Below are 26923 nucleotides of genomic sequence, written 5' to 3'. Positions count from 1 at the left end.
GTGTAGGTTTCTCTCTTGCTTTAAGTGGGATTTCCTGAGATGAAGTAGTACCCTCGCTGCATTCAGGATAAATACTCAATTGATAACAATCTCTTCATATCTAGCCTTTAAATGGTTGCCCGTAAGTTGGTTAATGCATCAGACGCATCGACAGCTTCCTTGATCTCTTCCGAACAGTTTGTATTGTGGTTAATAAAGAACACTGCCAAACAGTGTCTATTAACAAACTTCCAGGCAAGTGCCTATGTCGCGGTTAACTAAAAGTCGCACTCGCTGATTGCCCGTTCTTTCTTCCAAACCACCTACGGGGTAGTTAACATTGAGTCACTGTCTGATGCTTGGACCTACGTCTTTTAAGCCACCTACGGGGAGGTTAACATGGGCTTCCCGCCGGAAGAACTGGAAGTCATCTTCCAAGCCTCCTAAGGGGTGGTTAACTTATACTTCGCTGGCACCGGAAATGAGGCGACCTTCCAAGCCACCCACGGGGTGGTTAACACTGAAGGTCATACGACCATTGAGCAGTTCAACTTCCAAGCCACCTATGGGCGGTTAACGTCATTGCCTGTCAGCCAGTGCTGGATGTTAACTGCCAAGCCACCTATGGGGTAGTTAACGAATGATCCGATGTCGGGTTGGTTGTTCAGTTCTTCCAAGCCACCTACGGGGTGGTTAACAATGGAACCGTCCGCTGTGTTGAAGCAGTATCACTTCCAAGCCACCTACGGGGTGGTTAACGGTCACGACCTGAAGGAAGTGAAGAAGTACATCTTCCAAGCCACCTACGGGGTGGTTAACTCAGCGGTGCCGTGCTGGCAAACCTGCTGGTACTTCCAAGCTACCTACATGGTGGTTAACTAGAGGCAATCAGGTTTAACTACCTGAAACTCATTAATAAAGCCTTTGTCTCAGAGAAAAACCAATGTTTTCTATGTAAGTTCTAACTTACTGATAAATAAAAAGTTTTAATCTGCTGAAAAAAATAATGGTATTTCTGGACTAGAAGCTTTTATATGAAAGTGAGCTTAGCTCCCCCAAATGTTTCTGGTTCTTTACCTCAGGGGCTTCGACAAATGCTGATATGCTTTTGACATAAGCCAGTCCTTTTTTTCCGAAGTTAAAGCAGTAAACGCCTGAACTTTTTAGTTGGTGTTGGATTCTTTCTTCATGCTCAAGGCGTTTCTCATGACTTGAATGCTTAGACTGTAAGCAAATGATCGCTTCTCCATCCAGTTTTTGAATAGTCGCTGGAGTCGTGTATAGCTGAGTGGTAGCCATAGCATCTTTGTATATGGCTTTGGCGTAGTCCCGTGGTGCGAGAATGACTAGTGGTTCGCTCAGTAATTTGTTCCATTGACACTTTCTCTGATTTTCATTTTTATTACCGAGAATCTGATCAATCTTTTGATAAAGGGATTTTATCTGGTTGGCTGGTGCAGTGGAGCAAGTGGCAGAGAGGTTTTTGTCATAAAACAAAACAGTAGAGGTGAAAATGAAGAGTGCCATTATGTTTTTCCATTCCTTCAGGTCTACTTCATCTCGTGGATGGAAAGATGCATTTATTCTCTCATAGATAGCATTATTCCACAGTAATGATGATTCATTTCGTAGAAATTCCTGAAGTCTATTTAGATACTGCCCGGCTGTTGTTTTATCAATATTTTCCAGCAGTTTTCTTCTTGAAAGTTCTTTCCATCTCTGTGAAGGTAATTCGTCGACACTCAATGTTTTTGTAATCCAGTTGTGAATATCTGGGAACTCTTTATTGATTAATTCAAGAAGCTTATGTCGCTTCTGGCAGCTCAGAGAGAGAATATTGAAAGGCTTATATTCATCAATTACCAGACCGTCATTCCTTAACTCAGACTGTATTGGTAGAATCGGTCGCTTGGAATTGGAATAGTAGGCCTTTTCAGCCCTGGTCAAATCATTTGATCCTTTGGTAATGTTGTCTACATAGCAAATTTCAATCTTTGATAATAGCTGGTCAGGGGATGACTGGAGATACGCAATGATATCTTCCAGCTTATTTCTAAACCCCATCATGCGACAGACAACACCCCATATATGGTGTCCTTTTTCAGGGCGATGTGGTGTTTTACGTTTATGATCCCAGTCACCCGAGCAGCGGCTGTTGTAAGCTATATTGAGTAAAATCATGAAGTATTACTCCACGGAGGTAACTGGTTCAAAGAAGATGGCATACTCTCTGATTTTGTCAGATGGAAGAATGATTTCCTGCATAGTGGTTAACCCGGGGTCTGTTTCTCCCAAGCTCTTAATAGCCATTGCCCGGCAGCTGTCATTTAGCAATATATCGACACTCGACATTTGCAAGTAGCCTTTTCCCTGAATAATCTGCAGTTCGTCAAAACGTCGAATTGTGTCGATCACCAACAAGTCAATCGCGGTATTATTCAGTAACAAGCCAAACTCTGAGTTGTTCAGTAAGTTGTTTTTTCGTTTAAAGTGGCCAGAAGTTACTTCCGGTGTTCCTGATATCGAGTAATTCAGTTTTTCTGATAGAATTTTAAGATAATGGTTAATGGATTTAACCAACTCTTTTACCTGACTTTTTCCCTTTTTAGAGTCCAGCGGATAGGCACTATTTCCCAGTGTGTCATCTAAAGGTATAAACTGGAGGTCTTCGATAATGATGGCGGCATGGCCTTCGTAAGCTGTTTCCCCCAAGCTATGCCGGTAGAATAGTGAGTTGCTGTCACGCTTTCCATCTTTATTTACTGCCCAGGTGCTGGTACATATTTCTTCCTCAGTTTCTTCTGAATTTAATTCTTTAAGGTCTTCTACCAAAAGAGGGCTTTTTCGCCCAAAAGACTCCTGGTTTTTACCTGCGGTGTGCATGTAACCTCTGATTAAACCCACTGAGCTAGCCAAAGTATTATGGATTAAAGATTGTAGTGTTGAGCTGCCAGAGGTTACTTCACTTTTTAAAGTTCTGGCTTTTTCAGCTGCCAATACTTTAGCCTCATCTTTAAACAGGTGGTGGCGAGTACAATTTGATGATACATAAACATGCTGGTTGCCGTTCTTCTTGTTTTTTCTAAGCTTTGGGATCAGATGGTTGTCGTACTTTGAATCTGGATTCTTCCCATTCCAGTTAACAACACCATGTCCGTTGGCATTTAATTTTAATTCAACGGTATGGATTCCTGCGATTGTATTCATTATTTATCTCCTGGTTTACTGCTTGATTTAAAAAGATTTTGTAGATGCTCTTTTTCCTTAAAGCTCATAAGACCTATTGGAGTAATTTGGCTTTTTGAGGAAACTCGAAGGTAGATAAAACCTGGAAGAACGATATTGTTCAGTAATTCATAATTAACTGACTGCCTATCTGTAATCCATGAGAGGTAATAAGGAGTGTCGTGGTTGTTTTGAGCATCAAAAATGATGCGTTGCCCTACATTGAAACTCTTATTACCGTAATGATAATTTTTAGAGTGATTCTGGTATCGCTTATGGTCTATTTTTCGCAGAATATCTTCGTTCATTCGCTCAAGATTATGGTCACCATTGATTCTGTCTATTGATATGGAGAGTGTGTCTTCTGACTCATGGGTATATCCATCAAAACTAATTCTATGAATAGTGTTTTCATGGGTGCTCTCTCTGAATGATTGAAACAATAGTGCTCTATTTTCACAGCTACTATGGGAACACCACTCATAATAGTTAACTGTCATGCCCGCTTCTGTTATTTCCAGCTCTACCAAAAGCATCGTTTTGCAAATTGAAGTTTCTATAGATTCAGGCAACATGCTGAATCTTGAAGATAGTTTACAGCGTGCACTCAATGAAGCCGGGCAGCTTGGAACAAAAGAGTTATTGGGGCTATTTGAATCACCCAATAAAGAACCTATCGTCGTTAATCAGCAGAAGTGGAACTACAAAGGAAAGGTTCTTAAGCACTATGAAACCTTATACGGTCGTATACCTTTGGAGCGCTCCGTATATCAGGGTGTCAGAGGTGGCAGTACTCTGGCAGCACTTGATCTTCGTGCCGGTATTATTGGTTCAGCTACCCCCAAATTTGCCAAGTCTATCGCCTGGAAATACAGCCAGATGCCAGCGCCTGCGGTAAAAGAAGATTTTGAGACCAACCATCAAAGGACGCTTTCAAATTCTTATATCAAGCATTTATCGGACAGAGTAGGTGCATTAATTGAAGACCAGCAAGACACTCACTACCACCTTCCTCCACTAAAAGAGCCTGTTGAAACAATAGCCATTGGTCTGGATGGAACCTGCATGCTGCTTTGTGAAGAAGGCTGGAGGGAAGCCATGTGTGGGACATTGAGCCTATATTCTGCAGATGGAGACAGGCTCCACACGATATATACAGCCAGTTCGCCAGAGTATGGTAAACAAAGCTTTATGAGCAAGCTCGACGAGGAGATTGCAGATCTAAAACGACTCTACCCAAATGCCACATACATCGGGGTAGCTGACGGGGCTAGAGAAAACTGGAGTTATTTGAAACAACATACCTCTGGGCAGATACTCGATTTTTATCATGCATCTGAATATTTAGCTGGAGCAGCGGAAGCACTGTTTCCAACCAGTAAGGCGAAGCGACACCAGTGGCTTGAAGACAGGCTACATAGTTTGAAAAACAAGCGTGGAGCAGCCAAAAAAATCCTTCAGGAAATTGAATCAGCCGAGCTCCCGAAAAAGACAATCGCACTGACAGAGAAGCGCTACAAAGCTGTGAGCTATTTTACAAACAATCACCAGTTAATGAATTATCATCAGGCGCTTAAACGCCATTGGCCAATAGGTTCAGGAGTTACTGAAGCGGCTTGTAAGACTCTGGTAAAGCAACGATTATGTGGTTCTGGAATGAGGTGGAAAGCAACAGGAGCGGAAGTGCTTTTGACAACAAGAGCACTGATCCAGAGTAAGGGGCGCTGGGAACAACTTTGGTCTGAGTTCATGACTGGAAAGGTTGAAGCTAACCTATGAGTCAGTTATCAAATTGAGAGAGCACCCGTTTTCATCTGACAAATAGAGAGTGAGGATAGGTGCGGTAACATAGAGGGATCTACCTCTTAAATACAACTGGGTTGAGGTTTTACCGTTATTAACCGTGAGTTTTTTTAGAGGCTCAAAGCAATGGTTTTTTTGGAAGGCTTCCTGAGATTTACTTAACAAGGCTAACATTGTTAGTTGTCCAGATCTTCGCCATCTTTGGGTTAGTGAACTTAGCTCTTTTCCAGTATTACTAATGATTTCATAACGCTGTGATTCCTGTACAAAATCGGACAATGATTCTTTCCAGATTTCCTGGATCTGCTGGATCGTTATAAAATCTGATTCCTGTAGTTTTTCTTTCATTATTTTTTCTGCTTTAGAGAGCGCCTCCTGCCATTTTTTTTCAGGCATCGATAATAGATCTTCCACTATTGCAGAGCTGAAACTGAACAATTCCAACGGTGATAGATATATGTCATTACCGATAATCAAATCATGGAAACGATAATAGTGTTTAGCTAATTCAGAAATAGTGAGGCTTACTTGATGCTTGAAGTTCAAAGTAAGGTATTCATGGAAAGCCCCTGCTAAGTACTCTGTTCCTTGCTGAATGAATATTTTATTATTGATTTTTGTTAATGATTTTTTATTTTTTATTTTCTCTAGATCGGAGAAAAACATTAATGATGCTTTATCGTGTTCTCCAAATCGGTTTGTTCGGCCTACACGCTGCAGAGTAGATTCAGGTGAGGCTATTTCGATGAAACCATTCCTGCGGGAGATATTTAATGAAGCCTGGGCAGCTGGGCCTGAAATAACCTTTACGGGGTGGTTGGTGCATTCAGCGTTACACTGTGTCATCAGTTTTTCAAAGAGGCTGGCTCTGTCTCGCTCGGTATAAAGGCTATGATAGGGAATCACGGCGTTTTTTTTCTGATGCAGGGTAGATATTTGAGCTGACTTTGCGTAATTGGTTATTTGCAGAGCATTGTCACCAATATTGATCAGAGGTTCTCCATGTTCACCAAAAGGGCAGCTGCTAGCCACTACATGATAAGTCGAACTGTTGAATGATGGACATTTGACGGGCACGCTAAATTCTTTTGGAAAGAGCTGAAGCATCAATGGGTTAATGGTTCCGGAGATGAATGTGATGTTTCGCCCACCTTGAAGGTATTTAAGCATTGCCAGCTCATGGAAAATGGGGGTAAATACTGGCTGCTCAAAAAGTTCATGAAACTCATCAAAGACAACACTGGCCGAGAGGTAGTGACTAATCTCACCGAGGTCAGGATGAGAGAGCAGACACTTGGCCATTTGATCGATAGTGGTAATGGTAATATCTGCTTTCGACTGTTCTGAATCTTGCAGCGTTTCACCGTTACAGATATAGGTGGATGAGGTGCCCGTTTTCAGATGTATTAATGTATCTGGAAGGCAGTTTTGTAATTCATTCAGGATGGATTCACAGACGTTAACGCGGGGACATATCCAGATCAGTGGTGAGGAAACATCAGACTGTTTTTGGCGGAGGAATGAGGCCATTAATGCTATACGGGTTTTGCCCACTCCTGGAGGTCCATCACAGGTTATATGATCGAATCTGGCTAACCCTTCAGCCGCTCTGCTTTGAAGGTCATGACGTATGGGGTCTAATGTCTTGCTTTGATTAATATAAGCGTCAACAGCTGGATATAGATTCTCGGAAGACCAATGGTGCTCTTCTATTATTACTTGATAGTCTTTTTGCTTAAGCGCTGACTGTAACTTGTCTGCGGATAGTGCAGAAATTGCACGATCTGCCAGTACAAGGCAGAGACGAACGATTGTATTGGTTATATTGCGTTTCTGAATTGAGCCAAATAACTCTGGGGCAGTCTCGCTATCGAATGAATGGTTGAACTCTGCCGTGACCTTGAATACTTTCCCTGTTTTGTCAGCAAAGTGCTCCGGGATAGAATACAGCTTTAGTGTTGGCAGTTCTTGGCCTATTTGTTTTAGGTTTTCTCGAATAGCCTTTTCATTGCATCGAATGTAGTCGCGTATGATATCTTGCTCATCATTATCTCTGTCGGGTTTAGCGTGATGCCAATAGATTGCATAGAGATAGGCTTCCAGGTAAATGTTTTTTGGCAATAGGCCTGAATCAATTTTATGGCCTGCTAACCAATAAGAGATTTCATGGTGGAGCGGTTCTTGGTTGATATCAAAGCGAGTGTCTTCCCCCGATGGCTCGTAGTTTTCGTTATCTTTTATCTTTGACTGTATATATTGCTGAAAAGTGGGAGCAGCCTTTCCAATATCATGATCAAGACCCGATTGGTATATTGTCTCGTCAAGATAAACTGGGGTGATACCAAAATGTTCAAGGAATTCGGGGTTAAAAAAGTGTCTTCTAATGCAGACTGCTAACTCGGCAATTGCCTCGGAGTGGACTTCTAATGGTTGTTGTTTTGTGTTTGCCAGTAACATAACAGTACTTCCTTAATGTTATTATTCAAACCATGGCACTGTACTGCCAGAGCGACTTAATCCGTAATTGGTGTATGGCCCGGTAATGTGCTGATCAGCTTCTTCGCGACGTACAAATACTGAGAAACAGTGTCCTTTGTTATGGGGGGATGAGAAACCAGAGCTGGTAAAGGATATACAGGGCAAGCGCCGGAGCGTACCTGCCTTCTCTCTAAATTCTTCATGCTTTCTGCAATTAAGGAAGTAGTGATCCACGGACCGATCTCTTATAAAGCGAACTGGGACTGCGTGGGGAGGGACTTCAGCTATGGGAGAGAAGTCAACCTCTTTGGAGCTGACAATCTTTTTCAGAGATGGATGATTTTTCAATTCGATTAATTGAGAATAAGTGGAAAAGATGCGTAGTGTTTTTCCGATAGTTGAAGCGCCATTGATGCCTTGGTCGCAATAATATTCAGGGAAACCTACCGCAATACTCTGATCTTCGGTGATGTATCAAAACTGTTGATAGTGGTTTCGGGAGATAAATTCCCCAATAACCTTATCATGAATGTCTATTGATCTTGAGAAGCAAATAGTCCTTCTGGCTAACCGTTTCAAGCAAGTTCTCAAGGTCAGATTCTGCCGCTCAATCCGCTGAGTAAAGTACTTTCCAATGATATGTTTATCTTCTGATAAACAGGATGTATATGGTTGCCAGTCATCTGTGCAGTAAAAACTAACTTTGAAGCGGGCCAGAAGCTCCAACAGCTTTTTGAGCGTCTCTGTGCTTCTGGGGCCGAACGCATGGGCAATGATCTTCTTGAAACGTGGCTCCCATGCATAAAACAGCCAGCGTTGCTGCTTCTTGCTACCAACAAATGACCACTGCTCATCCATTTCGAAGATAATCTTGACCTGGGCATTTTCGAAGGGGAGTTGTGTTACTGTTGGCGGGTCGAGTTTTTTAAGCGAGCCAATACAGTCGTTGGACTGATCTCAAGGACACGTCCGATATCTCTGACCCCGGAGCCATTCATGGTCATCTTTATGATCTGCTCATGAGTACCAGGCAGATTGCCATTATAGCGATACTCGAGTTGGAAGCTCTTATTACAGTCCTTGCATCTATACCGCTGGTGACCCGTCTCAGCTTTCCCGTTCTTAACAACATTGAACGTTTGTTGACAATGGATACAGGCAACTTGAACTTCAGCCATAGATGACTCAAAAAGACAGGAATGTATCAGATCAACAGCTTTGGCACATCACCCGCTGGTGAGAACCAGCTAGCAATAATTAAAGAAGCGCTGGTGGCAGCAGCAAAATGTGGTGGTAGAAAAGCTTTGCTAAAGAAGCTTAAACAACAGGCCATTTCTTTTAATCTGTTTCATTTACTGGTTGATTCTGAGTCTTTTAATAAGATCAAAAATGGTGTGGTTGAGGATTGGGAGATGCAGCAATGGGAAGCCCAATATCATCAGATATTTCCTAAGGCAGCACACTTTCCTGAGTTTAATCCAGAGGAAGGACCAAGTGTTCGTTTGGGGCCACTTATTGCTGGTCAAAAGGAGCTGGAGCTGACACCTTATTTGAAAGCTGTTGACCGTAAAATAAAAGTTGGGGCTACCTGGAAGAAACAGATGTCTCAGTTGAACTGGTTTGTTGAGATCAATAAACCAGGATATGTTGAGGAACTGATCAATAAAGGGGGTGCTCTCTCAATTTGATAACTGACTCATAGGTTAGCTTCAACCTTTCCAGTCATGAACTCAGACCAAAGTTGTTCCCAGCGCCCCTTACTCTGGATCAGTGCTCTTGTTGTCAAAAGCACTTCCGCTCCTGTTGCTTTCCACCTCATTCCAGAACCACATAATCGTTGCTTTACCAGAGTCTTACAAGCCGCTTCAGTAACTCCTGAACCTATTGGCCAATGGCGTTTAAGCGCCTGATGATAATTCATTAACTGGTGATTGTTTGTAAAATAGCTCACAGCTTTGTAGCGCTTCTCTGTCAGTGCGATTGTCTTTTTCGGGAGCTCGGCTGATTCAATTTCCTGAAGGATTTTTTTGGCTGCTCCACGCTTGTTTTTCAAACTATGTAGCCTGTCTTCAAGCCACTGGTGTCGCTTCGCCTTACTGGTTGGAAACAGTGCTTCCGCTGCTCCAGCTAAATATTCAGATGCATGATAAAAATCGAGTATCTGCCCAGAGGTATGTTGTTTCAAATAACTCCAGTTTTCTCTAGCCCCGTCAGCTACCCCGATGTATGTGGCATTTGGGTAGAGTCGTTTTAGATCTGCAATCTCCTCGTCGAGCTTGCTCATAAAGCTTTGTTTACCATACTCTGGCGAACTGGCTGTATATATCGTGTGGAGCCTGTCTCCATCTGCAGAATATAGGCTCAATGTCCCACACATGGCTTCCCTCCAGCCTTCTTCACAAAGCAGCATGCAGGTTCCATCCAGACCAATGGCTATTGTTTCAACAGGCTCTTTTAGTGGAGGAAGGTGGTAGTGAGTGTCTTGCTGGTCTTCAATTAATGCACCTACTCTGTCCGATAAATGCTTGATATAAGAATTTGAAAGCGTCCTTTGATGGTTGGTCTCAAAATCTTCTTTTACCGCAGGCGCTGGCATCTGGCTGTATTTCCAGGCGATAGACTTGGCAAATTTGGGGGTAGCTGAACCAATAATACCGGCACGAAGATCAAGTGCTGCCAGAGTACTGCCACCTCTGACACCCTGATATACGGAGCGCTCCAAAGGTATACGACCGTATAAGGTTTCATAGTGCTTAAGAACCTTTCCTTTGTAGTTCCACTTCTGCTGATTAACGACGATAGGTTCTTTATTGGGTGATTCAAATAGCCCCAATAACTCTTTTGTTCCAAGCTGCCCGGCTTCATTGAGTGCACGCTGTAAACTATCTTCAAGATTCAGCATGTTGCCTGAATCTATAGAAACTTCAATTTGCAAAACGATGCTTTTGGTAGAGCTGGAAATAACAGAAGCGGGCATGACAGTTAACTATTATGAGTGGTGTTCCCATAGTAGCTGTGAAAATAGAGCACTATTGTTTTAATCATTCAGAGAGAGCACCCAATAAAGGGGCCTCTCCTAATATACTTTCTGACTCGAATGATTCACCGATTCTTTCTGCGATTGCTGAAATCACTGAAACCGGGGATCGGCGCTGTTATGAATTACTCAAAGATGTAAAGCATGATAAGAACACCATTAATGCAAGAACGGATAAGAAGCGCTTAACACCGTTAAGCTGTGCTGTCGAAACCTGCGATCCGGACATAGTTCGGCAGGTTATTCTGATGGGGGCGGAGCCTGATAAAAAGGCACAAACGGTGTTACAGACACCTCTTTATCAATGCATGACGTATTTTTCTTTGTTGGTGAGACCTGAATACTGTATCGGTCTCGATATAAAGCGACTGTTTGATAATGATTCGGCCACTTTGGAATCTATTCGCAGACATGCAGGTGGTGTTGCTGGAATTGACCACAGTGACGTATCAGATTTTAAAAACTCATTGATTGAAGCGGACGAGGCTTGGAAAAGAAATTTGACCCATGCGCTTCTGTCCTCAGGTTATAAAAAGCTTATCGATAGGATAAATAGGGGAAAGTTGCTTGAGATAGTCTCTATTTTATTGGAAAACGGAGCAGACCCAAACGCTCCTCAAATGTCTCCAGTCAAAGGGTATACCCCTTTTATGCTCGCTGCTGAGAATGATGCTGTTGAATCCTTTGCGATGATGGCTGAGTCAACCCAAAAGAAAGGTAATATTTATCAAAATGTCTTGATTGATGGTAAGTATGAAGATTGTTGGTCTATTGCCTATAAATGGCGTTCTTCAAAAGTTTTAGCTTATATGCAGCGAAAATTTGGTCGTTAGTATCTTGGGAGTCATGGAGTTGAGAGAATGTTGGATAGAAGCCCATCATAACGCTCCATTCCCTCATGTTTTTCTGGCAGGTGTTCGTGACGATCGTAATGTTCATAATCGACACCGGTAAGCTGGTGGCTCTGGATCAGGTTCCGAACTTCCCGGTTAATGCCTGCATCTACCATCAGTGATTTAGCTGTATCCCTCAGGCAGCTGGGAGTGTAGCGAGCAGTAAGGATATCTCCACTCTGTTCACATAGCCTGGTACGATATCGATGCCAGCGGTCAAGTGCAGTTGACAGACTATCTGTTCTCACTGGTGCGCTCTCCTGGAAGGCAAAAGGCCAAGGCAGGTGGCTCGTGTACTGTCTGACTTGATCAAGAATACTGATTGCCCGTGGTGATAAAGGTACGGTGTGAATCAGGGCTTCACCTTTTCGCTTCCTGTTTTCAAAAGATACACAGTTTCGATCCAAATCATAATCTTCCCACTTTGCCCTGAGTAACTGGCTGGGGCGTTGGCCACCGGTTGCAATCAGGAATTGAATACACAGGCTGATGACAATGCCTACTTCGGGGGTATCTTTGATGTTATGCCAGAGCTGGTGGATCTCCCGGTTGTTTAATACCCGAACCCGGCTCTTTTCTACCCGGGTATTCTTCTTCGTCATGGCTACCGGGTTGTGGGTGAGGTAGAACCGCTTCTCTCCAACCCGGGTATGGTCGTAGTCACTCTTTGATCCAAAAGAAAAGGCTGCGTGCAGCATGGCTCTGACACAGTTTGCCTGATTCTCTGAGCCTCGATTATGAACTTTGGCCAGGATGGTCACAATGTCGTCTGCTGTAACATCTTTGGCTTTTTTGCTGGCCAGGTTTGGGTAGGGGTCTTTAATATCTTTCTGAACAATACGGCTGTATTCCCGCTCTTTGTCTTTGCCCCGTTTGCGTAGGTCGTCAATGTAAGCATCAAGAAGATCCGCAAAGGAGCCTTTCTGCGCTTCGGCTTGTGCTTGACGTTGCTGCTCTTCAGTTTGTTTCTCAAGGTGGGACTTTAGGTCAGCAGGAGAGATCTCCTGACGAATGTTTGCCAGTTCTATGGCTTTCTCTCGAATCTGTTTGAGCGAGAAGCCAACCGCTGAGGTTGAGTACCGATAAGAGCCAAGGGAGATCTCCCGCTTGGTGTTACCAGAAAAGTAACGGTAGAAAGCAATATAACTCTGCCCACGGCGACGTATGGAAAAGGTGCCACGGTTTCGGCCAAGCTTCTCTGTAATTGTTTGCCCGTCCTTGATGCTGCGGGCTTCCATGTCGGTTATATTACTCATTGTTATATAGCTTTTTCACCCAAAAGAGGTGTAGGTATGGGTGTAGGTTTCTCGTGCGCTTTAGTGGTATTTTATGAGATGCACTGAGATACTATAATAGGTGTTAGCCCAGTAATATCAAGGTCTCCAAGCTAATAATTAGACGCTATAATATGTATAGCGACTGGTTATAAGGTGCTCCTAAGGGGCAGGTCGGAGGTTCGAATCCTCCTGGGAGCGCCATAAATGCAAAGCTTACGTGAGTAAGCTCTTCCTCTCTGCTATTCATGTTTCCAATGTTTTCTTCAATAACAGCTCTCTGATGTCATTGTTATATAAAAATAAACTGGCGGTAGAGTGCTTGCAAATTCTGGCGAATCTCTTTTGCATTGTCATGTTCGCCGTTATCTACGGCATCCAGCATTGCTTTTTCTTTGAGAGTTATTTGCTCGCACAGTGAGGCAAGGCTCTCACAAAACTCAGAAGAGTGAATCGATGGTTCTAATGCCATTTCATCATTTTGTGTAGACTGCCCGCGTTTTGACGTGGTTGGTATAATTCCATTGGCTTGGTTGTATGCAGCTTGAAGTTTTCGGCGCTGTGCTGACTCATCCAATGCCTGACGCATTGCCGTGGTTACTCTGTCAGCATAAAGAATGGCTTTACCATTGGCGTTACGAGCAGCTCTTCCAATGATTTGTATCAACGCCTGAGCTGAGCGCAGAAAGCCTGCATGGTCTGCATCAAGAATGGCAACCAGAGAGGCTTCGGGAATATCCAGCCCTTCCCGTAATAAATTAATGCCGATCAAAACATCAAACTCGCCAGCACGAAGCCCGTTTATTATCTCAACGCGGTCAGACGTTTTTATATCGGAATGTAAAGTACGGGTTTTTATACCTCTGCCGGAGATGAATTGATCCAGAGATTCAGCACTTTTCTTGGTCAACGTGGTTGTAAGTACCCGCTCACCTTTTTTAACTCTCTGGAAAATCTCCTGCAACAGGTCATCCATACTGTTTGCCGATGAGCGAACTTCTACTTCAGGGTCAAGTAGACCTGTTGGACGAATGATCTGGTCGATAGTGATCCCTTTGGATTTTTCCAGTTCGTAATTACCGGGCGTGGCAGAAACAAAAATGGTTTGAGGCTTTATCTTTTCAAACTCGTCAAACCTGAGTGGGCGGTTATTTCTGGAAGAAGGGAGCCGGAAACCATAGTCAATAAGGTTATCTTTTCTGCTCTTGTCACTATTGTACATGGCTGAAATCTGAGGAATCATCACATGAGACTCATCAATAAAGAGCAGGCCATCTTTGGGTAAATAATCCATCAATGTTGTTGGTGGTAGAGAAGGGTCACGATTGTTCAGATAACTGGAATAATTCTCTATCCCTGAACAGTAGCCATGTTGCTGCATCATCTCGATATCATACTCAGTCCTTTCATAAAGTCTCGCAGCTTCGGCAATACGGTTCTCTGCATTCAGTTCTGCAACTCTCCGCTCCATTTCGACTCGTATTAGTGCGCATGCCTGCTCGATTTTTTCCCTGGGGGTGGAATACAGTGTTTTCGGAGATACCCTGTAGCTGTCTAATGGTCTTACTCTGCTACCGGACACAGGGTCAATCCATAAAAGTTGCTCAATGCTATTTTCGAAAAGCTCAATGCGAATGCCGAGGTGGTTTGAATCGGCCGGAAAGATATCGATTACATCGCCATTAACTCGAAAGGATGCCCGTTCAATGGTGCGTTAACAGCGTGTGTACTGGAGCTGTGTCAATCGCTGAATCAAATCCTCTCGATCAATGATCAACCCTGGAGCCAGAGGAACCTGAAGTGCTCGGTAGGACTCAGGGTCGCCTAGGCCGTATATGGAGGAAACAGAAGCTATAACCACCACATCACGGCGTTCAATCAATGCCTTGGTAGTTGATAGTCGTAATCGCTCAAGTTGTTCATTAATCGCTGAGTCTTTTCTAATAAAGCGATCCGTGCCAGGGATATATACTTCAGGTTGATAATAGTCATAATAAGAAACGAAATACTCCACGGCATTTTCTGGAAAGAAACGTTGCATCTCACTGTAGAGCTGGGCTGCCAGTGTTTTGTTATGAGCCAGAATGAGGGTTGGACGCTCCAGGCGATGGATAATATTGGCCATGGTAAAGGTTTTTCCTGAACCTGTGACACCTTTAAGCATTTGATGGGTTTTTCCGCCCTCAAGGCCTGCAATCAGTCGTGCAATAGCTTCAGGCTGATCTCCAGCAGGTGGATGGCTAGCATGCAGAATAAATGAATCTTTCGACATTGCTTATATCCATAATTAGGTGAAAGTCATTTGTAGTATATGTTGGTTCAGCCATGTCCACTTAAAGGATTCTTAATTTTCCTAACCCTTTTCTATCTCAGTCGCATGACGAGTGATGACTAACAGAATCAGGTATTAATTATTTTTTGACTCATAAAAGTCGTACGTACTCTTTATGATTGTCTATATTGAACGACTCTCATGATCTAAGGCTTATTCCTAAATAAAAAATATCGGTGATGTTCATTCGATATAAGGTCAAATTATGGAACATATTTATTACTTCTCGAGAGATTTTCTTGCTTTTTCTTAGGGAAATGACTCTCCTGAAGCGTGATATCAACTAACCAGTTAGCTGGGGTGCCCATGGCAGAGCTTTCTCCTGATCGAATTATTGAAACGGGTCTTGCTTTCTGGTCGTCAAAGGTTCTACTGAGTGCTCTGGAGATTGATCTGTTTTCAGAACTTGGCAAGCAACCGGGCAACCTGAATGAGGTTTCACAACGTGTTGGTCTGCATGTGCGAGGAGCAGAAGATTTTCTTGATTCACTCGTTGCTTTAGGTTTATTAGACCGGGTTGATGGTGTGTATCATAACACTGCGGAAACCGCCTGTTTTCTTGATCGTAACAAGCCTTCCTACATTGGAGGGATTTTGGAGCATGCAAACATTGAGCTATATCCTGTCTGGGAAAAGCTGACCAGTGCGCTTAAAACGGGAAAGCCACAGCATGCTATCCGTGATACAGAAAATGATATCTTTTTTTCACTCTATGAAAGTGAAGAGAAAATTGCCCAGTTTATGAGAGCAATGAGCGGTTACAGTCGTGCGTCTAATGGCTGTATTGCGAGGCAATTTCCCTGGTCAGAGTATCAATCATTTGTTGATGTAGGTGCTGCAGGAGGAGATTTGGCTGTCCAGATAGCCGGTACTCACCCTCATTTGAATGGTATTGGTTTTGATCTGGAAGAGGTCGCTCCCTGTTTTCAGAAAAATATTGCATCAAACCAATTAGGAGAGCGGCTTTGTTTTGTTGCTGGTGATTTTTTTTGCGACCCATTGCCAGAAACTGAAGTGATTCTTATGGGGCATATCCTCCATGACTGGGATATGGAGAAAAAAAGGTTATTGTTAAAAAAAGCTTATGAGGCTTTACCTGCAGGGGGAGCGCTGGTGGTGTATGAGTCTCTTATTGATGATGACCGGTGCGAAAACTCATTTGGTCTTTTGATGAGTTTGAATATGCTTGTCAGGACGCAGGGAGGTTTTGATTTTACCGGTTCAGACTGTTGTCGCTGGATGAAGGAGGCAGGCTTCCGGAATACCCGGGTTGAACACCTACAGGGTCCTGACTCAATGGTGGTTGCTGTTAAGTAGTGGTTTAATGAGTAGAAGCTTCAGGGTATATGGCTGATAGTTTGAAACAGCTGTGCTGTAAGCTCATCAGGTTTCCATTGGTGGTTAGGTCTATATTTGTTAATGACTTGAAGCCTGATTTTTATGGCTTTCAGGCTCTTGGTTTTCAGCTTCAGCCTCAAAACTACAGTCACTTTTGCCTATCACGAACTTCATTATATGTACTCCGTCATTGCCAGAATATGAGTAAGCATATTTGCCACCATACTGTAGTGAGGGCTTCATCTCGGCACTGGCACAAACACCATTACGGATAATAGGGAAAACACTGGCACTCATCATGTTTATATCAATATCTTTGGAGGTGAAGTTGGGGAAGGTGTAGTGGTACGTCATGACTGCGCCAGGCCCTACGGTAGCATTTTCCATTCTGGTCTCTTCATCCACCATTAATGGGGTCATTGCGTTCAGCTGTTTCGCGGCAAGTTCAAATCCTTCAATAACTTTGGCTTCCAGCTCCTCAGGTGTTGGGTTGGCTGTTGTAAACTGCTCTCTGACAAGTTGAATACCAATAACACCCCCAGCGATTATGATAACCAGAGCGAGTATAGAGCCAAGTGCTTTCAAGAGGTTTGCTGGCATATTGAGAGTCCTGTGTTTGGCATATAGGAAAACCATTTATGGGTTATCAGATCAGTTATCGTCCGTTCTAGTTAATCTCAATAGGCCTTGTCGCGGTTTGTTTGTCAGTGAGGGGGTATGAAATAGCTACGGGCAGGAATGATTTGAAACTCTAACAGAGGACCATTGTCTACATAAGTTTTCTGATTATGAGGTTGTATTTATGGACTCTGCCGCTTGCACCTCTTTTAACACCGCTTCTTCTCCGCAGTCTGTGGACTATTCCAAAAGGCCTGAAGCGCCTCCACCAGATAATAACCCGCCTAGAAATATGCCCCCTTCAGTCAAGCATCACGAAGGATCTACCCCGTTAGATGATCCTTTAGACTCACATAAAATCTCTTCAATGGTAGTGGGAACAACTCAAGGTATGTCTGGGCGTGGCCAGCCTGAAAGTGATGCTGTTCTAAAGACAACTGGCTTGGAGATGCCTGTAATAAGGGGTAATGTTCAGGATTCCAAGTCTGATGGTGCAAGCTGCAAGAAAAACGAAACGACCAACTGTCCATATCCTTTAGATGCAAGGACTCATCATGATGAACTAATGCCAGATCTAGTGGGGTCTTCGAAAAGGAAGTATGACGGGGGGGCTTATCACTCTACAGCTCAAAATGATGACTTGGTTAAACACCTTCGGCTCGATAACTCTTCTCAAAAGAATATTTATCGAGTTCTTCCAGAAGAAAAGAGCAGGGTTGATGGCGAACATACCATTGAAAACGGAGACATTGAAGATGTGGGTGATGATTGTTCTGATTCCGATGTTGATAATGAATTGTCAATTTGCAAGGTACATAAAGAGTTGGATCAATTGGATGAATATTATAATCAAGGGTGGATAGAGAAAGTTTCAGAGCAGCGATCTAAATTGAAAGACCTTATAGCTGAACTTATAGATATTGGAAAAGTGGGAGTTCTGGAAATTGAAGAGCAGCTTGACGAAGTAGTAAAATTATACGCTGATAATGACACTAAGATTCTACTCGACCGTTTCAGGGTTCCTGAACCAACAGTCACAGTGAGAAAAAGGTCTCAGCATACATCCGAAAATTTCGGTACTCATGAATTATCCATATCCGAGCTATTGATCCTAATTCGTGAAAGTATAGTATTTAAAAGAATTTTTGAGGATTGGAGAGGTATAGAACTTGGTTTGGCCAATAGTAAAACTAGTGCTGAGCCTTTATTTATTCGTGATGACTGGGAGGGGGGGCGTTTGTTGTTTGGCTTGCAAGTCAGGTTAGATCAGGAATCAACTCCTATTATCACAGCTCTGGTGCCTTTGGATGCTAAAGAAGAGGATATTGACTGCTTATTTAAAAAGTTTACAGCTGAGGTTGATGTATTTGTTCTGGTAAAAAAATGGTTGGATATGAACCCCGGTTATCAGGTAAATGTAAAGTTGGGTCTCGACTTTAAGTCACCGGAAGGGGTAACGGTAGAGTTAGAAGTTGCTGAGAAAGGATGTCCTGAATCGTCTCGAGTCTCGAGGGGTGCTCTCTCAATTTGATAACTGACTCATAGGTTAGCTTCAACCTTTCCAGTCATGAACTCAGACCAAAGTTGTTCCCAGCGCCCCTTACTCTGGATCAGTGCTCTTGTTGTCAAAAGCACTTCCGCTCCTGTTGCTTTCCACCTCATTCCAGAACCACATAATCGTTGCTTTACCAGAGTCTTACAAGCCGCTTCAGTAACTCCTGAACCTATTGGCCAATGGCGTTTAAGCGCCTGATGATAATTCATTAACTGGTGATTGTTTGTAAAATAGCTCACAGCTTTGTAGCGCTTCTCTGTCAGTGCGATTGTCTTTTTCGGGAGCTCGGCTGATTCAATTTCCTGAAGGATTTTTTTGGCTGCTCCACGCTTGTTTTTCAAACTATGTAGCCTGTCTTCAAGCCACTGGTGTCGCTTCGCCTTACTGGTTGGAAACAGTGCTTCCGCTGCTCCAGCTAAATATTCAGATGCATGATAAAAATCGAGTATCTGCCCAGAGGTATGTTGTTTCAAATAACTCCAGTTTTCTCTAGCCCCGTCAGCTACCCCGATGTATGTGGCATTTGGGTAGAGTCGTTTTAGATCTGCAATCTCCTCGTCGAGCTTGCTCATAAAGCTTTGTTTACCATACTCTGGCGAACTGGCTGTATATATCGTGTGGAGCCTGTCTCCATCTGCAGAATATAGGCTCAATGTCCCACACATGGCTTCCCTCCAGCCTTCTTCACAAAGCAGCATGCAGGTTCCATCCAGACCAATGGCTATTGTTTCAACAGGCTCTTTTAGTGGAGGAAGGTGGTAGTGAGTGTCTTGCTGGTCTTCAATTAATGCACCTACTCTGTCCGATAAATGCTTGATATAAGAATTTGAAAGCGTCCTTTGATGGTTGGTCTCAAAATCTTCTTTTACCGCAGGCGCTGGCATCTGGCTGTATTTCCAGGCGATAGACTTGGCAAATTTGGGGGTAGCTGAACCAATAATACCGGCACGAAGATCAAGTGCTGCCAGAGTACTGCCACCTCTGACACCCTGATATACGGAGCGCTCCAAAGGTATACGACCGTATAAGGTTTCATAGTGCTTAAGAACCTTTCCTTTGTAGTTCCACTTCTGCTGATTAACGACGATAGGTTCTTTATTGGGTGATTCAAATAGCCCCAATAACTCTTTTGTTCCAAGCTGCCCGGCTTCATTGAGTGCACGCTGTAAACTATCTTCAAGATTCAGCATGTTGCCTGAATCTATAGAAACTTCAATTTGCAAAACGATGCTTTTGGTAGAGCTGGAAATAACAGAAGCGGGCATGACAGTTAACTATTATGAGTGGTGTTCCCATAGTAGCTGTGAAAATAGAGCACTATTGTTTCAATCATTCAGAGAGAGCACCCGTCTCGAGTAGGTAAAAACTTTCATGGCAAAGGACTATTTGATTTGAAAAGTGGTGAGATTGATAGCAAACAGTGGTTTCAATTATTAAATAATTGCAGAAGTGCTTATGCAGGCATGCCCAGCCAAACGATTTATAGCTTAATTAACCAGCGAAAGTGAATCGAGTATGTATAGTCTCAATTGTCTATCAGCGGTTTAAGCTAATGGCTAGTCCCTAAAAGGTGCCAAGATTACCACAATCCATAGGCGTATTAAAATACGCCTATGGTCTCTATGCTCAGTATGATCGGCTATTGGTAATATCGTTTGCATCTTTCTGACCTTCTCGTTGAGAAGTTCCCGTCAACACCTTAATAACAACAATAAAGGAAGCGACCATGATCTATAAAAAACCTGGTGAGTCTGGTGCTGTGATTAGCTTTAAGCCCCGGTATGACAACTTCATTGGTGGCGAATGGGTGCCACCATTGGGTGGAGAGTACTTCGAGAATACGACACCGGTTACCGGGGATTTTATTTGTGAGATACCCCGCTCCAACGAAGCGGACATCAACCTGGCGTTGGATGCAGCCCATGCGGCCAGAGAGGTCTGGGGTAAAACCTCGGCTACAGAGCGATCCAATCTTCTGTTAAAAATTGCCGACCGTATTGAACAGAACCTCGAACAGCTGGCAGTGGCGGAAACCTGGGATAATGGCAAAGCGGTTCGTGAAACTCTGGCGGCAGACATTCCTCTGGCGGTGGATCATTTCCGTTATTTTGCCGGTTGTATCCGAGCCCAGGAAGGCTCAACGGCGGATATTGATCAGCACACGGTTTCTTACCATTTCCATGAGCCACTGGGCGTTGTCGGGCAGATTATTCCCTGGAACTTCCCTCTGTTGATGGCAGTCTGGAAACTGGCGCCGGCACTGGCGGCAGGCAACTGTGTGGTGTTGAAACCTGCAGAACAGACGCCAGCTTCCATTCTGGTGCTGATGGAAATGATTGGTGATTTGCTACCATCTGGCGTTCTAAACGTAGTGAACGGCTATGGTCCTGAAGCCGGTGAGGCTCTGGCAACCAGTAAGCGCATTGCCAAAATCGCGTTTACCGGCTCAACACCTGTCGGCTCCCATATTTTGAAATGTGCTGCGGAAAACATCATTCCATCCACTGTCGAGCTGGGTGGTAAGTCGCCTAATATCTATTTTGAAGATGTTCTCCAGCAGGAAGATGAGTACCTGAGCAAATGTGTTGAAGGTACCGTGCTGGCTTTCTTCAATCAGGGTGAAGTGTGTACCTGCCCATCGAGGGTGTTGATTCAGGAGTCTATCTACGATGAGTTTATCAGCAGAGTGGTGGAACGAGCTGGGCAGATCAAGCGAGGCAACCCACTGGATACCGAAACGCAGGTAGGGGCTCAGGCCTCTCTGGAACAGTTTGATAAAATCATGAGCTATCTGGAGATTGGACGCCGTGAAGGAGCTGAATTCCTGATTGGGGGTGATAAAGAAGACATTGGCAGTGCTTTTGAAAAAGGCTTTTATATCCAGCCCACCCTGATGAAAGGGACCAACGATATGAAGGTGTTTCAGGAAGAGATTTTTGGTCCTGTAGTAGGCGTGACGACGTTTAAGAATGAAGCTGAAGCGCTGGCCATTGCCAACGAAACCGAGTTTGGCCTTGGCGCTGGGGTCTGGACCCGTGATATGAACAGAGCCTTCCGTATGGGGCGAGGGATTGAAGCGGGTAGGGTGTGGACCAACTGTTATCACCATTACCCGGCTCATGCCGCTTTTGGTGGTTACAAAAAATCAGGTGTGGGTCGTGAGACACATAAAAGGGCTCTGGAGCATTACCAGCAAACCAAGAATTTGCTGGTAAGCTATGATATCAACCCGCTGGGTTTTTTCTGAGTGGGTTAAACTTGTTTGAATAAGACAATCAACACTGCCGGATCATCAAACCAGTTTGATCCGGCCCTTCCCCCCCCAGCATTTTTCTTGGGATTGAGTAAATTCTGCCGAGTAGGTTTGTTCCAGTCGCCGATGCAGTCTACTAATAACATGCAGTTAATTGATACGGACGGCATACCCGATGATATACACAAATCCTGGTGAGTCTGGTGCTGTGATCAGCTTTAAGCCCCGGTATGAAAACTTCATTGGCGGTGAATGGGTGCCACCATTGGGTGGACAGTATTTCGAAAATACGACGCCGGTTACTGGAGAGCTTATTTGTGAGGTACCCCGCTCCAACGAAGCGGACATCAACCTGGCGTTGGATGCAGCCCATGCGGCCAGAGCAGTTTGGGGTAAAACCTCGGTTACAGAGCGATCCAATACTCTGTTAAAGATTGCCGACTATATTGAGCAAAATCTTGAACAGCTGGCAGTGGCGGAAACCTGGGATAATGGCAAGGCGGTTCGTGAAACTCTGGCGGCAGACATTCCTCTGGCGGTGGATCATTTTCGTTATTTTGCCGGTTGTATCCGGGCCCAGGAGGGCTCAACGGCGGATATTGATCAGCACACGGTTTCTTATCATTTCCATGAACCACTGGGTGTTGTCGGGCAGATTATTCCCTGGAATTTTCCTCTGTTGATGGCAGCCTGGAAACTGGCGCCGGCACTGGCGGCAGGCAACTGTGTGGTGCTGAAACCTGCAGAACAGACGCCAGCTTCCATTCTGGTGCTGATGGAGATGATTGGTGATTTGCTGCCATCTGGCGTTCTAAACGTAGTGAACGGCTATGGTCCGGAAGCCGGTGAGGCTCTGGCAACCAGTAAGCGTATTGCCAAAATCGCGTTTACCGGCTCAACACCTGTCGGCTCCCATATTTTGAAATGTGCTGCGGAAAACATCATTCCATCCACCGTCGAGCTGGGTGGTAAGTCGCCTAATATCTATTTTGAAGATGTTCTCCAGCAGGAAGATGAGTACCTGAGCAAATGTGTTGAAGGTACCGTGCTGGCTTTCTTCAATCAGGGTGAAGTGTGTACCTGCCCATCGAGGGTGTTGATTCAGGAGTCTATCTACGATGAGTTTATCAGCAGAGTGGTGGAACGAGCTGGGCAGATCAAGCGAGGCAACCCGCTGGATACCGAAACACAGGTAGGGGCTCAGGCCTCTCTGGAACAGTTTGATAAAATCATGAGCTATCTGGAGATTGGACGCCGTGAAGGAGCTGAATTTCTGATTGGGGGTGATAAAGAATGCATTGGCAGTGCTTTTGAAAAAGGCTTTTATATCCAGCCCACCCTGATGAAGGGGACCAACGATATGAAGGTGTTTCAGGATGAGATATTCGGCCCTGTTGTGGGTGTTACCACCTTCAAGGATGAGACAGAAGCACTGGCCATAGCCAATGATACCCGGTATGGGTTGGGTGCAGGTGTCTGGACACGGGATATGAATCGAGCTTTTCGGGCGGGGCGAGGGATTGAAGCGGGCAGGGTATGGACCAACTGCTACCACATTTATCCTTCACATGCTGCTTTTGGAGGTTACAAACAGTCTGGCATTGGGCGTGAGACTCATAGGGTGACGCTGGAGAATTATCAGCAAGTTAAGAATCTGCTGGTGAGTTATGACATCAGCCCAATGGGTTTTTTCTGATACCGGTAGTTTTAGAGGCGGCAGTTTGTGAGTGGTAGGTTGAAAAAATAGCCAACTGGATACTGAAGAACTGGCCATGTGCCGAATCAATGTGGCCAAAATTCTGACTTTACACGCAATCATTCATTAAGGCAGCAGATCTGGCTAAGGATACGAGAGCACGCTAGTAACGATCGATGCTCTCTAAGAGAAACTCAAATACAAGCGATATAAATATATTGGGATAACATACAGTTTGAAGGGCTATGAGCACAGGGAAGGTGGCAGCACTCGATAGAAACGTCTTGAGAGAAAAACTCGAAAAGGGTGGGCGTTTTCACTGGCTCCATTGGGTGCTCTCTCTGAATGATTGAAACAATAGTGCTCTATTTTCACAGCTACTATGGGAACACCACTCATAATAGTTAACTGTCATGCCCGCTTCTGTTATTTCCAGCTCTACCAAAAGCATCGTTTTGCAAATTGAAGTTTCTATAGATTCAGGCAACATGCTGAATCTTGAAGATAGTTTACAGCGTGCACTCAATGAAGCCGGGCAGCTTGGAACAAAAGAGTTATTGGGGCTATTTGAATCACCCAATAAAGAACCTATCGTCGTTAATCAGCAGAAGTGGAACTACAAAGGAAAGGTTCTTAAGCACTATGAAACCTTATACGGTCGTATACCTTTGGAGCGCTCCGTATATCAGGGTGTCAGAGGTGGCAGTACTCTGGCAGCACTTGATCTTCGTGCCGGTATTATTGGTTCAGCTACCCCCAAATTTGCCAAGTCTATCGCCTGGAAATACAGCCAGATGCCAGCGCCTGCGGTAAAAGAAGATTTTGAGACCAACCATCAAAGGACGCTTTCAAATTCTTATATCAAGCATTTATCGGACAGAGTAGGTGCATTAATTGAAGACCAGCAAGACACTCACTACCACCTTCCTCCACTAAAAGAGCCTGTTGAAACAATAGCCATTGGTCTGGATGGAACCTGCATGCTGCTTTGTGAAGAAGGCTGGAGGGAAGCCATGTGTGGGACATTGAGCCTATATTCTGCAGATGGAGACAGGCTCCACACGATATATACAGCCAGTTCGCCAGAGTATGGTAAACAAAGCTTTATGAGCAAGCTCGACGAGGAGATTGCAGATCTAAAACGACTCTACCCAAATGCCACATACATCGGGGTAGCTGACGGGGCTAAAGAAAACTGGAGTTATTTGAAACAACATACCTCTGGGCAGATACTCGATTTTTATCATGCATCTGAATATTTAGCTGGAGCAGCGGAAGCACTGTTTCCAACCAGTAAGGCGAAGCGACACCAGTGGCTTGAAGACAGGCTACATAGTTTGAAAAACAAGCGTGGAGCAGCCAAAAAAATCCTTCAGGAAATTGAATCAGCCGAGCTCCCGAAAAAGACAATCGCACTGACAGAGAAGCGCTACAAAGCTGTGAGCTATTTTACAAACAATCACCAGTTAATGAATTATCATCAGGCGCTTAAACGCCATTGGCCAATAGGTTCAGGAGTTACTGAAGCGGCTTGTAAGACTCTGGTAAAGCAACGATTATGTGGTTCTGGAATGAGGTGGAAAGCAACAGGAGCGGAAGTGCTTTTGACAACAAGAGCACTGATCCAGAGTAAGGGGCGCTGGGAACAACTTTGGTCTGAGTTCATGACTGGAAAGGTTGAAGCTAACCTATGAGTCAGTTATCAAATTGAGAGAGCACCCGCTCCATTGGGTAGTTGTCGCCCTTTCCTTGCTTCTTACTGTGGGGGCTTGGCAGTTTTCAAGCCAACAGGTTGCCCAGAAGAATAAAAACAAGTTTGACCGTGAGTCCGAACACATTATACGGCTGGTAAAAGAAAGGATGGGGCTTTATGAGAATGCCTTGCGAAGCGCCTCGGCACTGATTGACTCCAATAAAAACCAGATATCCTATAGCCAATGGAAGCGGTATGCGCAGAGCCTGGATATCGATCACACCTATCCAGGGGTTAATGGCATTGGCGTAATTTTTAATGTTAAACCAGAGGATATTGAGCAATATCATTGCGAATGAAAGGCGTCAGCGTCCTGGTTACGATATACATCCGCAACACAGTGAAAAAGAGTATTGGCCGATCACGTATATTGAGCCAGAGGAGTCCAACCGACAGGCCATTGGCCTTGATATGGCTTTTGAAAGAAACCGCTACCAGGCGGTTAAGCGTGCCCGTGATGAAGGGGTAGCTCAACTGACTGGCCCGATCATTCTGGTTCAGGACGCGGAGCAAACACCAGGCTTCCTATTTTACACTCCTATGTATAAATCATCTGGTATACCTGACACCCTTCAAGAACGACAGCACAGTATCCTTGGTGTTACTTACGCCCCATTTATCATGAGAGAGTTGATGAAGGGGACGCTGGCTCAGGAGAACAGACATCTTCGCATCAAAATCAGTGATGATGGTACATTACTCTATGAGGATAACCCAGATGAAGAGAGTGTGGATGTAGGCCCATTATTTTCCAGCGTATCCGAAGTGGAGATGTATGGCCGAACCTGGCGCTTTGATATTGAGTCAGGAAAGGCTTTTCGCCTTGCGACCAATTCCAGTCAACCTTATATCATATTGGTAGCGGGCATTATTATCGATGCCCTATTGGTGGGGTTATTCCTGTTTATGACTCGGATGAACCGGCTTGCATTGCGGTATGCCGATCAGATGACGTCAGTGTTGGAAGAAAAAAATACCAAACTGAAACAGGCGAATAAGGTGAAATCCGAGTTCCTGTCTGTGGTAAGCCATGAGCTTCGAACGCCCCTGACCTCTATTCATGGAGCCCTAGTTCTTATCGGGCAGATGGTTAAGACATTGCCCGACAAAATGCAGGAAATGCTCGATATTGCCCAGAAAAACAGCAGAAGGCTCAATCGTCTCGTTAATGATATTCTGGACGTAGAAAAGCTTAGTGAGGATAGGTTAGATTTTGAAATTGTGGCCACGGATATCGATAAGCTTATTAAGAGTATTGTTAAGAATCAGGCTGTTTATTGTGAGCAGTTTCAATCCAATATCATTCTGGATGGCGACGTTGAAGGTGTGTATCTCAATACAGATAAGCACCGTTTAGAGCAGGTGCTCACTAATTTATTATCGAACGCTATTAAATTTTCACCTGAAGGTAAAGATGTGGTGATCCGGCCACAATTAAAGGGGGATATTCTTCGAATAGAAGTGATTGACCAGGGCTCAGGAATACCAGATGACTTCAAAGATGTCATTTTCGAGCGGTTTACTCAGGTTGATTCTTCTTCTACACGCGCGGTTCAGGGGGCTGGTTTGGGCCTTTATATCTGTAAAAAAATCATCATGGCGCTTGGCGGTGACATCGGTTTCACTTCAGTTAGTGGGAAGGGAACGGTATTTTATATTGAGTTTGATGTGAAACAGCATTCCTCGTAA

The 26923-nt window shown here is 44.3% G+C and carries 21 protein-coding genes and 1 pseudogene; 11 read left to right on the top strand and 11 right to left on the bottom strand.

Annotated features, from left to right (window positions below):
- The first annotated feature begins 678 nt into the window (after positions 1-678).
- A complete protein-coding gene (locus ACOCLE_RS10830) occupies positions 679-861 on the top strand; it encodes a hypothetical protein (protein WP_419536708.1) in 183 nt (60 codons plus the stop codon).
- A gap of 138 nt (positions 862-999) precedes the next feature.
- On the opposite strand, the gene ACOCLE_RS10825 is transcribed toward ACOCLE_RS10830, so the two are convergent.
- The 3 genes from ACOCLE_RS10825 to ACOCLE_RS10815 are packed head-to-tail and all read right to left on the bottom strand — an operon-like array spanning position 1000 to position 3704.
- Positions 1000-2160 (bottom strand): hypothetical protein, encoded by a 1161-nt coding sequence (locus tag ACOCLE_RS10825; protein WP_419536707.1) that lies wholly within the window; start codon positions 2158-2160, stop codon positions 1000-1002.
- Positions 2161-2166: 6 nt separating this feature from the next.
- Positions 2167-3186, bottom strand: a complete 1020-nt coding sequence (gene cas7fv / locus ACOCLE_RS10820; RefSeq protein WP_419536706.1) for a type I-Fv CRISPR-associated protein Cas7fv — start codon at positions 3184-3186, stop codon at positions 2167-2169.
- Positions 3186-3704: a hypothetical protein gene (locus tag ACOCLE_RS10815; protein ID WP_419536705.1), complete on the bottom strand. Its 519-nt coding sequence runs from the start codon at positions 3702-3704 to the stop codon at positions 3186-3188. The genes cas7fv and ACOCLE_RS10815 overlap by 1 nt, the downstream gene beginning before the upstream one ends.
- On the opposite strand from ACOCLE_RS10815, the gene ACOCLE_RS10810 reads away from it, so the two are divergent.
- Positions 3703-4983 carry an ISKra4 family transposase gene (locus ACOCLE_RS10810; RefSeq protein WP_419532972.1) on the top strand — a complete coding sequence of 427 codons (1281 nt, stop codon included), beginning with the start codon at positions 3703-3705 and terminating at the stop codon, positions 4981-4983. The two genes, ACOCLE_RS10815 and ACOCLE_RS10810, sit on opposite strands and share 2 nt — an antisense overlap.
- On the opposite strand, the gene ACOCLE_RS10805 is transcribed toward ACOCLE_RS10810, so the two are convergent.
- The 3 genes from ACOCLE_RS10805 to ACOCLE_RS10795 form a co-directional block, all read right to left on the bottom strand.
- Positions 4978-7464 carry a CRISPR-associated endonuclease Cas3'' gene (locus ACOCLE_RS10805; RefSeq protein WP_419536704.1) on the bottom strand — a complete coding sequence of 829 codons (2487 nt, stop codon included), beginning with the start codon at positions 7462-7464 and terminating at the stop codon, positions 4978-4980. The genes ACOCLE_RS10810 and ACOCLE_RS10805 overlap by 6 nt on opposite strands.
- A 21-nt stretch (positions 7465-7485) precedes the next feature.
- A complete protein-coding gene (locus ACOCLE_RS10800; protein ID WP_419537197.1) occupies positions 7486-7899 on the bottom strand; it encodes a type I-F CRISPR-associated endoribonuclease Cas6/Csy4 in 414 nt (137 codons plus the stop codon).
- Positions 7900-7959: 60 nt separating this feature from the next.
- Positions 7960-8663, bottom strand: a protein-coding gene (locus ACOCLE_RS10795) for an IS1 family transposase (RefSeq protein WP_419534258.1) whose coding sequence is annotated in 2 segments (ribosomal slippage) — positions 7960-8420 and positions 8420-8663 — 705 coding nt in all. Because the reading frame shifts where the segments join, the coding sequence is not laid out codon by codon here.
- A gap of 21 nt (positions 8664-8684) precedes the next feature.
- Between ACOCLE_RS10795 and ACOCLE_RS10790 the strand changes: the two genes are divergently transcribed.
- Entirely contained in the window at positions 8685-9173 is a 489-nt protein-coding gene (locus ACOCLE_RS10790) for a hypothetical protein (protein WP_419536703.1), read from the top strand.
- 8 nt (positions 9174-9181) lie between these two features.
- Here the strand turns inward: ACOCLE_RS10790 and ACOCLE_RS10785 are convergent, their stop codons facing one another.
- The gene (locus tag ACOCLE_RS10785; protein WP_419532972.1) at positions 9182-10462 is read right to left on the bottom strand and encodes an ISKra4 family transposase; all 1281 of its coding nucleotides are present in this window, start codon (positions 10460-10462) and stop codon (positions 9182-9184) included.
- Between the two features lie 14 nt (positions 10463-10476).
- Here ACOCLE_RS10785 and ACOCLE_RS10780 point away from each other — a divergent pair, with 14 nt between their 5' ends.
- A complete protein-coding gene (locus tag ACOCLE_RS10780; protein WP_419536702.1) occupies positions 10477-11355 on the top strand; it encodes a hypothetical protein in 879 nt (292 codons plus the stop codon).
- An 11-nt stretch (positions 11356-11366) separates the two neighbouring features.
- Here the strand turns inward: ACOCLE_RS10780 and ACOCLE_RS10775 are convergent, their stop codons facing one another.
- On the bottom strand, positions 11367-12671 hold the full coding sequence (locus ACOCLE_RS10775) for a tyrosine-type recombinase/integrase (RefSeq protein ID WP_419536701.1): 1305 nt from the start codon (positions 12669-12671) through the stop codon (positions 11367-11369).
- A gap of 310 nt (positions 12672-12981) precedes the next feature.
- Positions 12982-14961: pseudogene (gene uvrB, locus ACOCLE_RS10770) on the bottom strand (excinuclease ABC subunit UvrB).
- 366 nt (positions 14962-15327) lie between these two features.
- Here uvrB and ACOCLE_RS10765 point away from each other — a divergent pair.
- Positions 15328-16338, top strand: coding sequence for a methyltransferase (locus ACOCLE_RS10765; RefSeq protein WP_419536700.1), 1011 nt, complete (start codon positions 15328-15330; stop codon positions 16336-16338).
- A 99-nt stretch (positions 16339-16437) separates the two neighbouring features.
- Here ACOCLE_RS10765 and ACOCLE_RS10760 read toward each other — a convergent pair whose 3' ends face one another.
- Positions 16438-16959: a hypothetical protein gene (locus tag ACOCLE_RS10760; protein ID WP_419536699.1), complete on the bottom strand. Its 522-nt coding sequence runs from the start codon at positions 16957-16959 to the stop codon at positions 16438-16440.
- A 202-nt stretch (positions 16960-17161) separates the two neighbouring features.
- On the opposite strand from ACOCLE_RS10760, the gene ACOCLE_RS10755 reads away from it, so the two are divergent.
- A complete protein-coding gene (locus ACOCLE_RS10755; protein WP_419536698.1) occupies positions 17162-18508 on the top strand; it encodes a hypothetical protein in 1347 nt (448 codons plus the stop codon).
- Positions 18509-18516: 8 nt separating this feature from the next.
- On the opposite strand, the gene ACOCLE_RS10750 is transcribed toward ACOCLE_RS10755, so the two are convergent.
- Positions 18517-19797, bottom strand: a complete 1281-nt coding sequence (locus tag ACOCLE_RS10750; protein WP_419532972.1) for an ISKra4 family transposase — start codon at positions 19795-19797, stop codon at positions 18517-18519.
- 461 nt (positions 19798-20258) lie between these two features.
- On the opposite strand from ACOCLE_RS10750, the gene ACOCLE_RS10745 reads away from it, so the two are divergent.
- The 5 genes from ACOCLE_RS10745 to ACOCLE_RS10725 all read left to right on the top strand — a co-directional run bounded on the left by ACOCLE_RS10745 (position 20259) and on the right by ACOCLE_RS10725 (position 26923).
- Positions 20259-21779, top strand: coding sequence for an aldehyde dehydrogenase family protein (locus ACOCLE_RS10745; RefSeq protein ID WP_419536697.1), 1521 nt, complete (start codon positions 20259-20261; stop codon positions 21777-21779).
- Positions 21780-21960: 181 nt separating this feature from the next.
- Positions 21961-23481 carry an aldehyde dehydrogenase family protein gene (locus ACOCLE_RS10740; protein ID WP_419536696.1) on the top strand — a complete coding sequence of 507 codons (1521 nt, stop codon included), beginning with the start codon at positions 21961-21963 and terminating at the stop codon, positions 23479-23481.
- Between the two features lie 413 nt (positions 23482-23894).
- A complete protein-coding gene (locus tag ACOCLE_RS10735; protein ID WP_419536695.1) occupies positions 23895-25175 on the top strand; it encodes an ISKra4 family transposase in 1281 nt (426 codons plus the stop codon).
- The gene (locus ACOCLE_RS10730) at positions 25159-25533 is read left to right on the top strand and encodes a CHASE domain-containing protein (protein ID WP_419536694.1); all 375 of its coding nucleotides are present in this window, start codon (positions 25159-25161) and stop codon (positions 25531-25533) included. The genes ACOCLE_RS10735 and ACOCLE_RS10730 overlap by 17 nt, the downstream gene beginning before the upstream one ends.
- A complete protein-coding gene (locus ACOCLE_RS10725; RefSeq protein ID WP_419536693.1) occupies positions 25511-26923 on the top strand; it encodes a CHASE domain-containing protein in 1413 nt (470 codons plus the stop codon). Before ACOCLE_RS10730 ends, ACOCLE_RS10725 begins: the two co-directional genes overlap by 23 nt.

The sequence above is a fragment of the Endozoicomonas sp. genome, assembly GCF_965196975.1.
Taxonomy (GTDB): Bacteria; Pseudomonadota; Gammaproteobacteria; order Pseudomonadales; family Endozoicomonadaceae; genus Endozoicomonas.
The sequence above is the reverse complement of the archived record's forward strand: the minus strand, read 5'-3'. Positions and strand labels throughout refer to the sequence as shown.

Excerpts from the sequence above, each read along its gene's own strand:
- ACOCLE_RS10830 (WP_419536708.1), top strand. The coding sequence starts at position 679 with ATGGAACCGTCCGCTGTGTTGAAGCAGTATCACTTCCAAGCCACCTAC.
- ACOCLE_RS10825 (WP_419536707.1), bottom strand. The coding sequence starts at position 2,160 with ATGATTTTACTCAATATAGCTTACAACAGCCGCTGCTCGGGTGACTGG.
- cas7fv (WP_419536706.1), bottom strand. The coding sequence starts at position 3,186 with ATGAATACAATCGCAGGAATCCATACCGTTGAATTAAAATTAAATGCC.
- ACOCLE_RS10810 (WP_419532972.1), top strand. The coding sequence starts at position 3,703 with ATGCCCGCTTCTGTTATTTCCAGCTCTACCAAAAGCATCGTTTTGCAA.
- ACOCLE_RS10815 (WP_419536705.1), bottom strand. The coding sequence starts at position 3,704 with ATGACAGTTAACTATTATGAGTGGTGTTCCCATAGTAGCTGTGAAAAT.
- ACOCLE_RS10805 (WP_419536704.1), bottom strand. The coding sequence starts at position 7,464 with ATGTTACTGGCAAACACAAAACAACAACCATTAGAAGTCCACTCCGAG.
- ACOCLE_RS10790 (WP_419536703.1), top strand. The coding sequence starts at position 8,685 with ATGTATCAGATCAACAGCTTTGGCACATCACCCGCTGGTGAGAACCAG.
- ACOCLE_RS10785 (WP_419532972.1), bottom strand. The coding sequence starts at position 10,462 with ATGCCCGCTTCTGTTATTTCCAGCTCTACCAAAAGCATCGTTTTGCAA.
- ACOCLE_RS10780 (WP_419536702.1), top strand. The coding sequence starts at position 10,477 with ATGAGTGGTGTTCCCATAGTAGCTGTGAAAATAGAGCACTATTGTTTT.
- ACOCLE_RS10775 (WP_419536701.1), bottom strand. The coding sequence starts at position 12,671 with ATGAGTAATATAACCGACATGGAAGCCCGCAGCATCAAGGACGGGCAA.
- ACOCLE_RS10765 (WP_419536700.1), top strand. The coding sequence starts at position 15,328 with ATGGCAGAGCTTTCTCCTGATCGAATTATTGAAACGGGTCTTGCTTTC.
- ACOCLE_RS10760 (WP_419536699.1), bottom strand. The coding sequence starts at position 16,959 with ATGCCAGCAAACCTCTTGAAAGCACTTGGCTCTATACTCGCTCTGGTT.
- ACOCLE_RS10755 (WP_419536698.1), top strand. The coding sequence starts at position 17,162 with ATGGACTCTGCCGCTTGCACCTCTTTTAACACCGCTTCTTCTCCGCAG.
- ACOCLE_RS10750 (WP_419532972.1), bottom strand. The coding sequence starts at position 19,797 with ATGCCCGCTTCTGTTATTTCCAGCTCTACCAAAAGCATCGTTTTGCAA.
- ACOCLE_RS10745 (WP_419536697.1), top strand. The coding sequence starts at position 20,259 with ATGATCTATAAAAAACCTGGTGAGTCTGGTGCTGTGATTAGCTTTAAG.
- ACOCLE_RS10740 (WP_419536696.1), top strand. The coding sequence starts at position 21,961 with ATGATATACACAAATCCTGGTGAGTCTGGTGCTGTGATCAGCTTTAAG.
- ACOCLE_RS10735 (WP_419536695.1), top strand. The coding sequence starts at position 23,895 with ATGCCCGCTTCTGTTATTTCCAGCTCTACCAAAAGCATCGTTTTGCAA.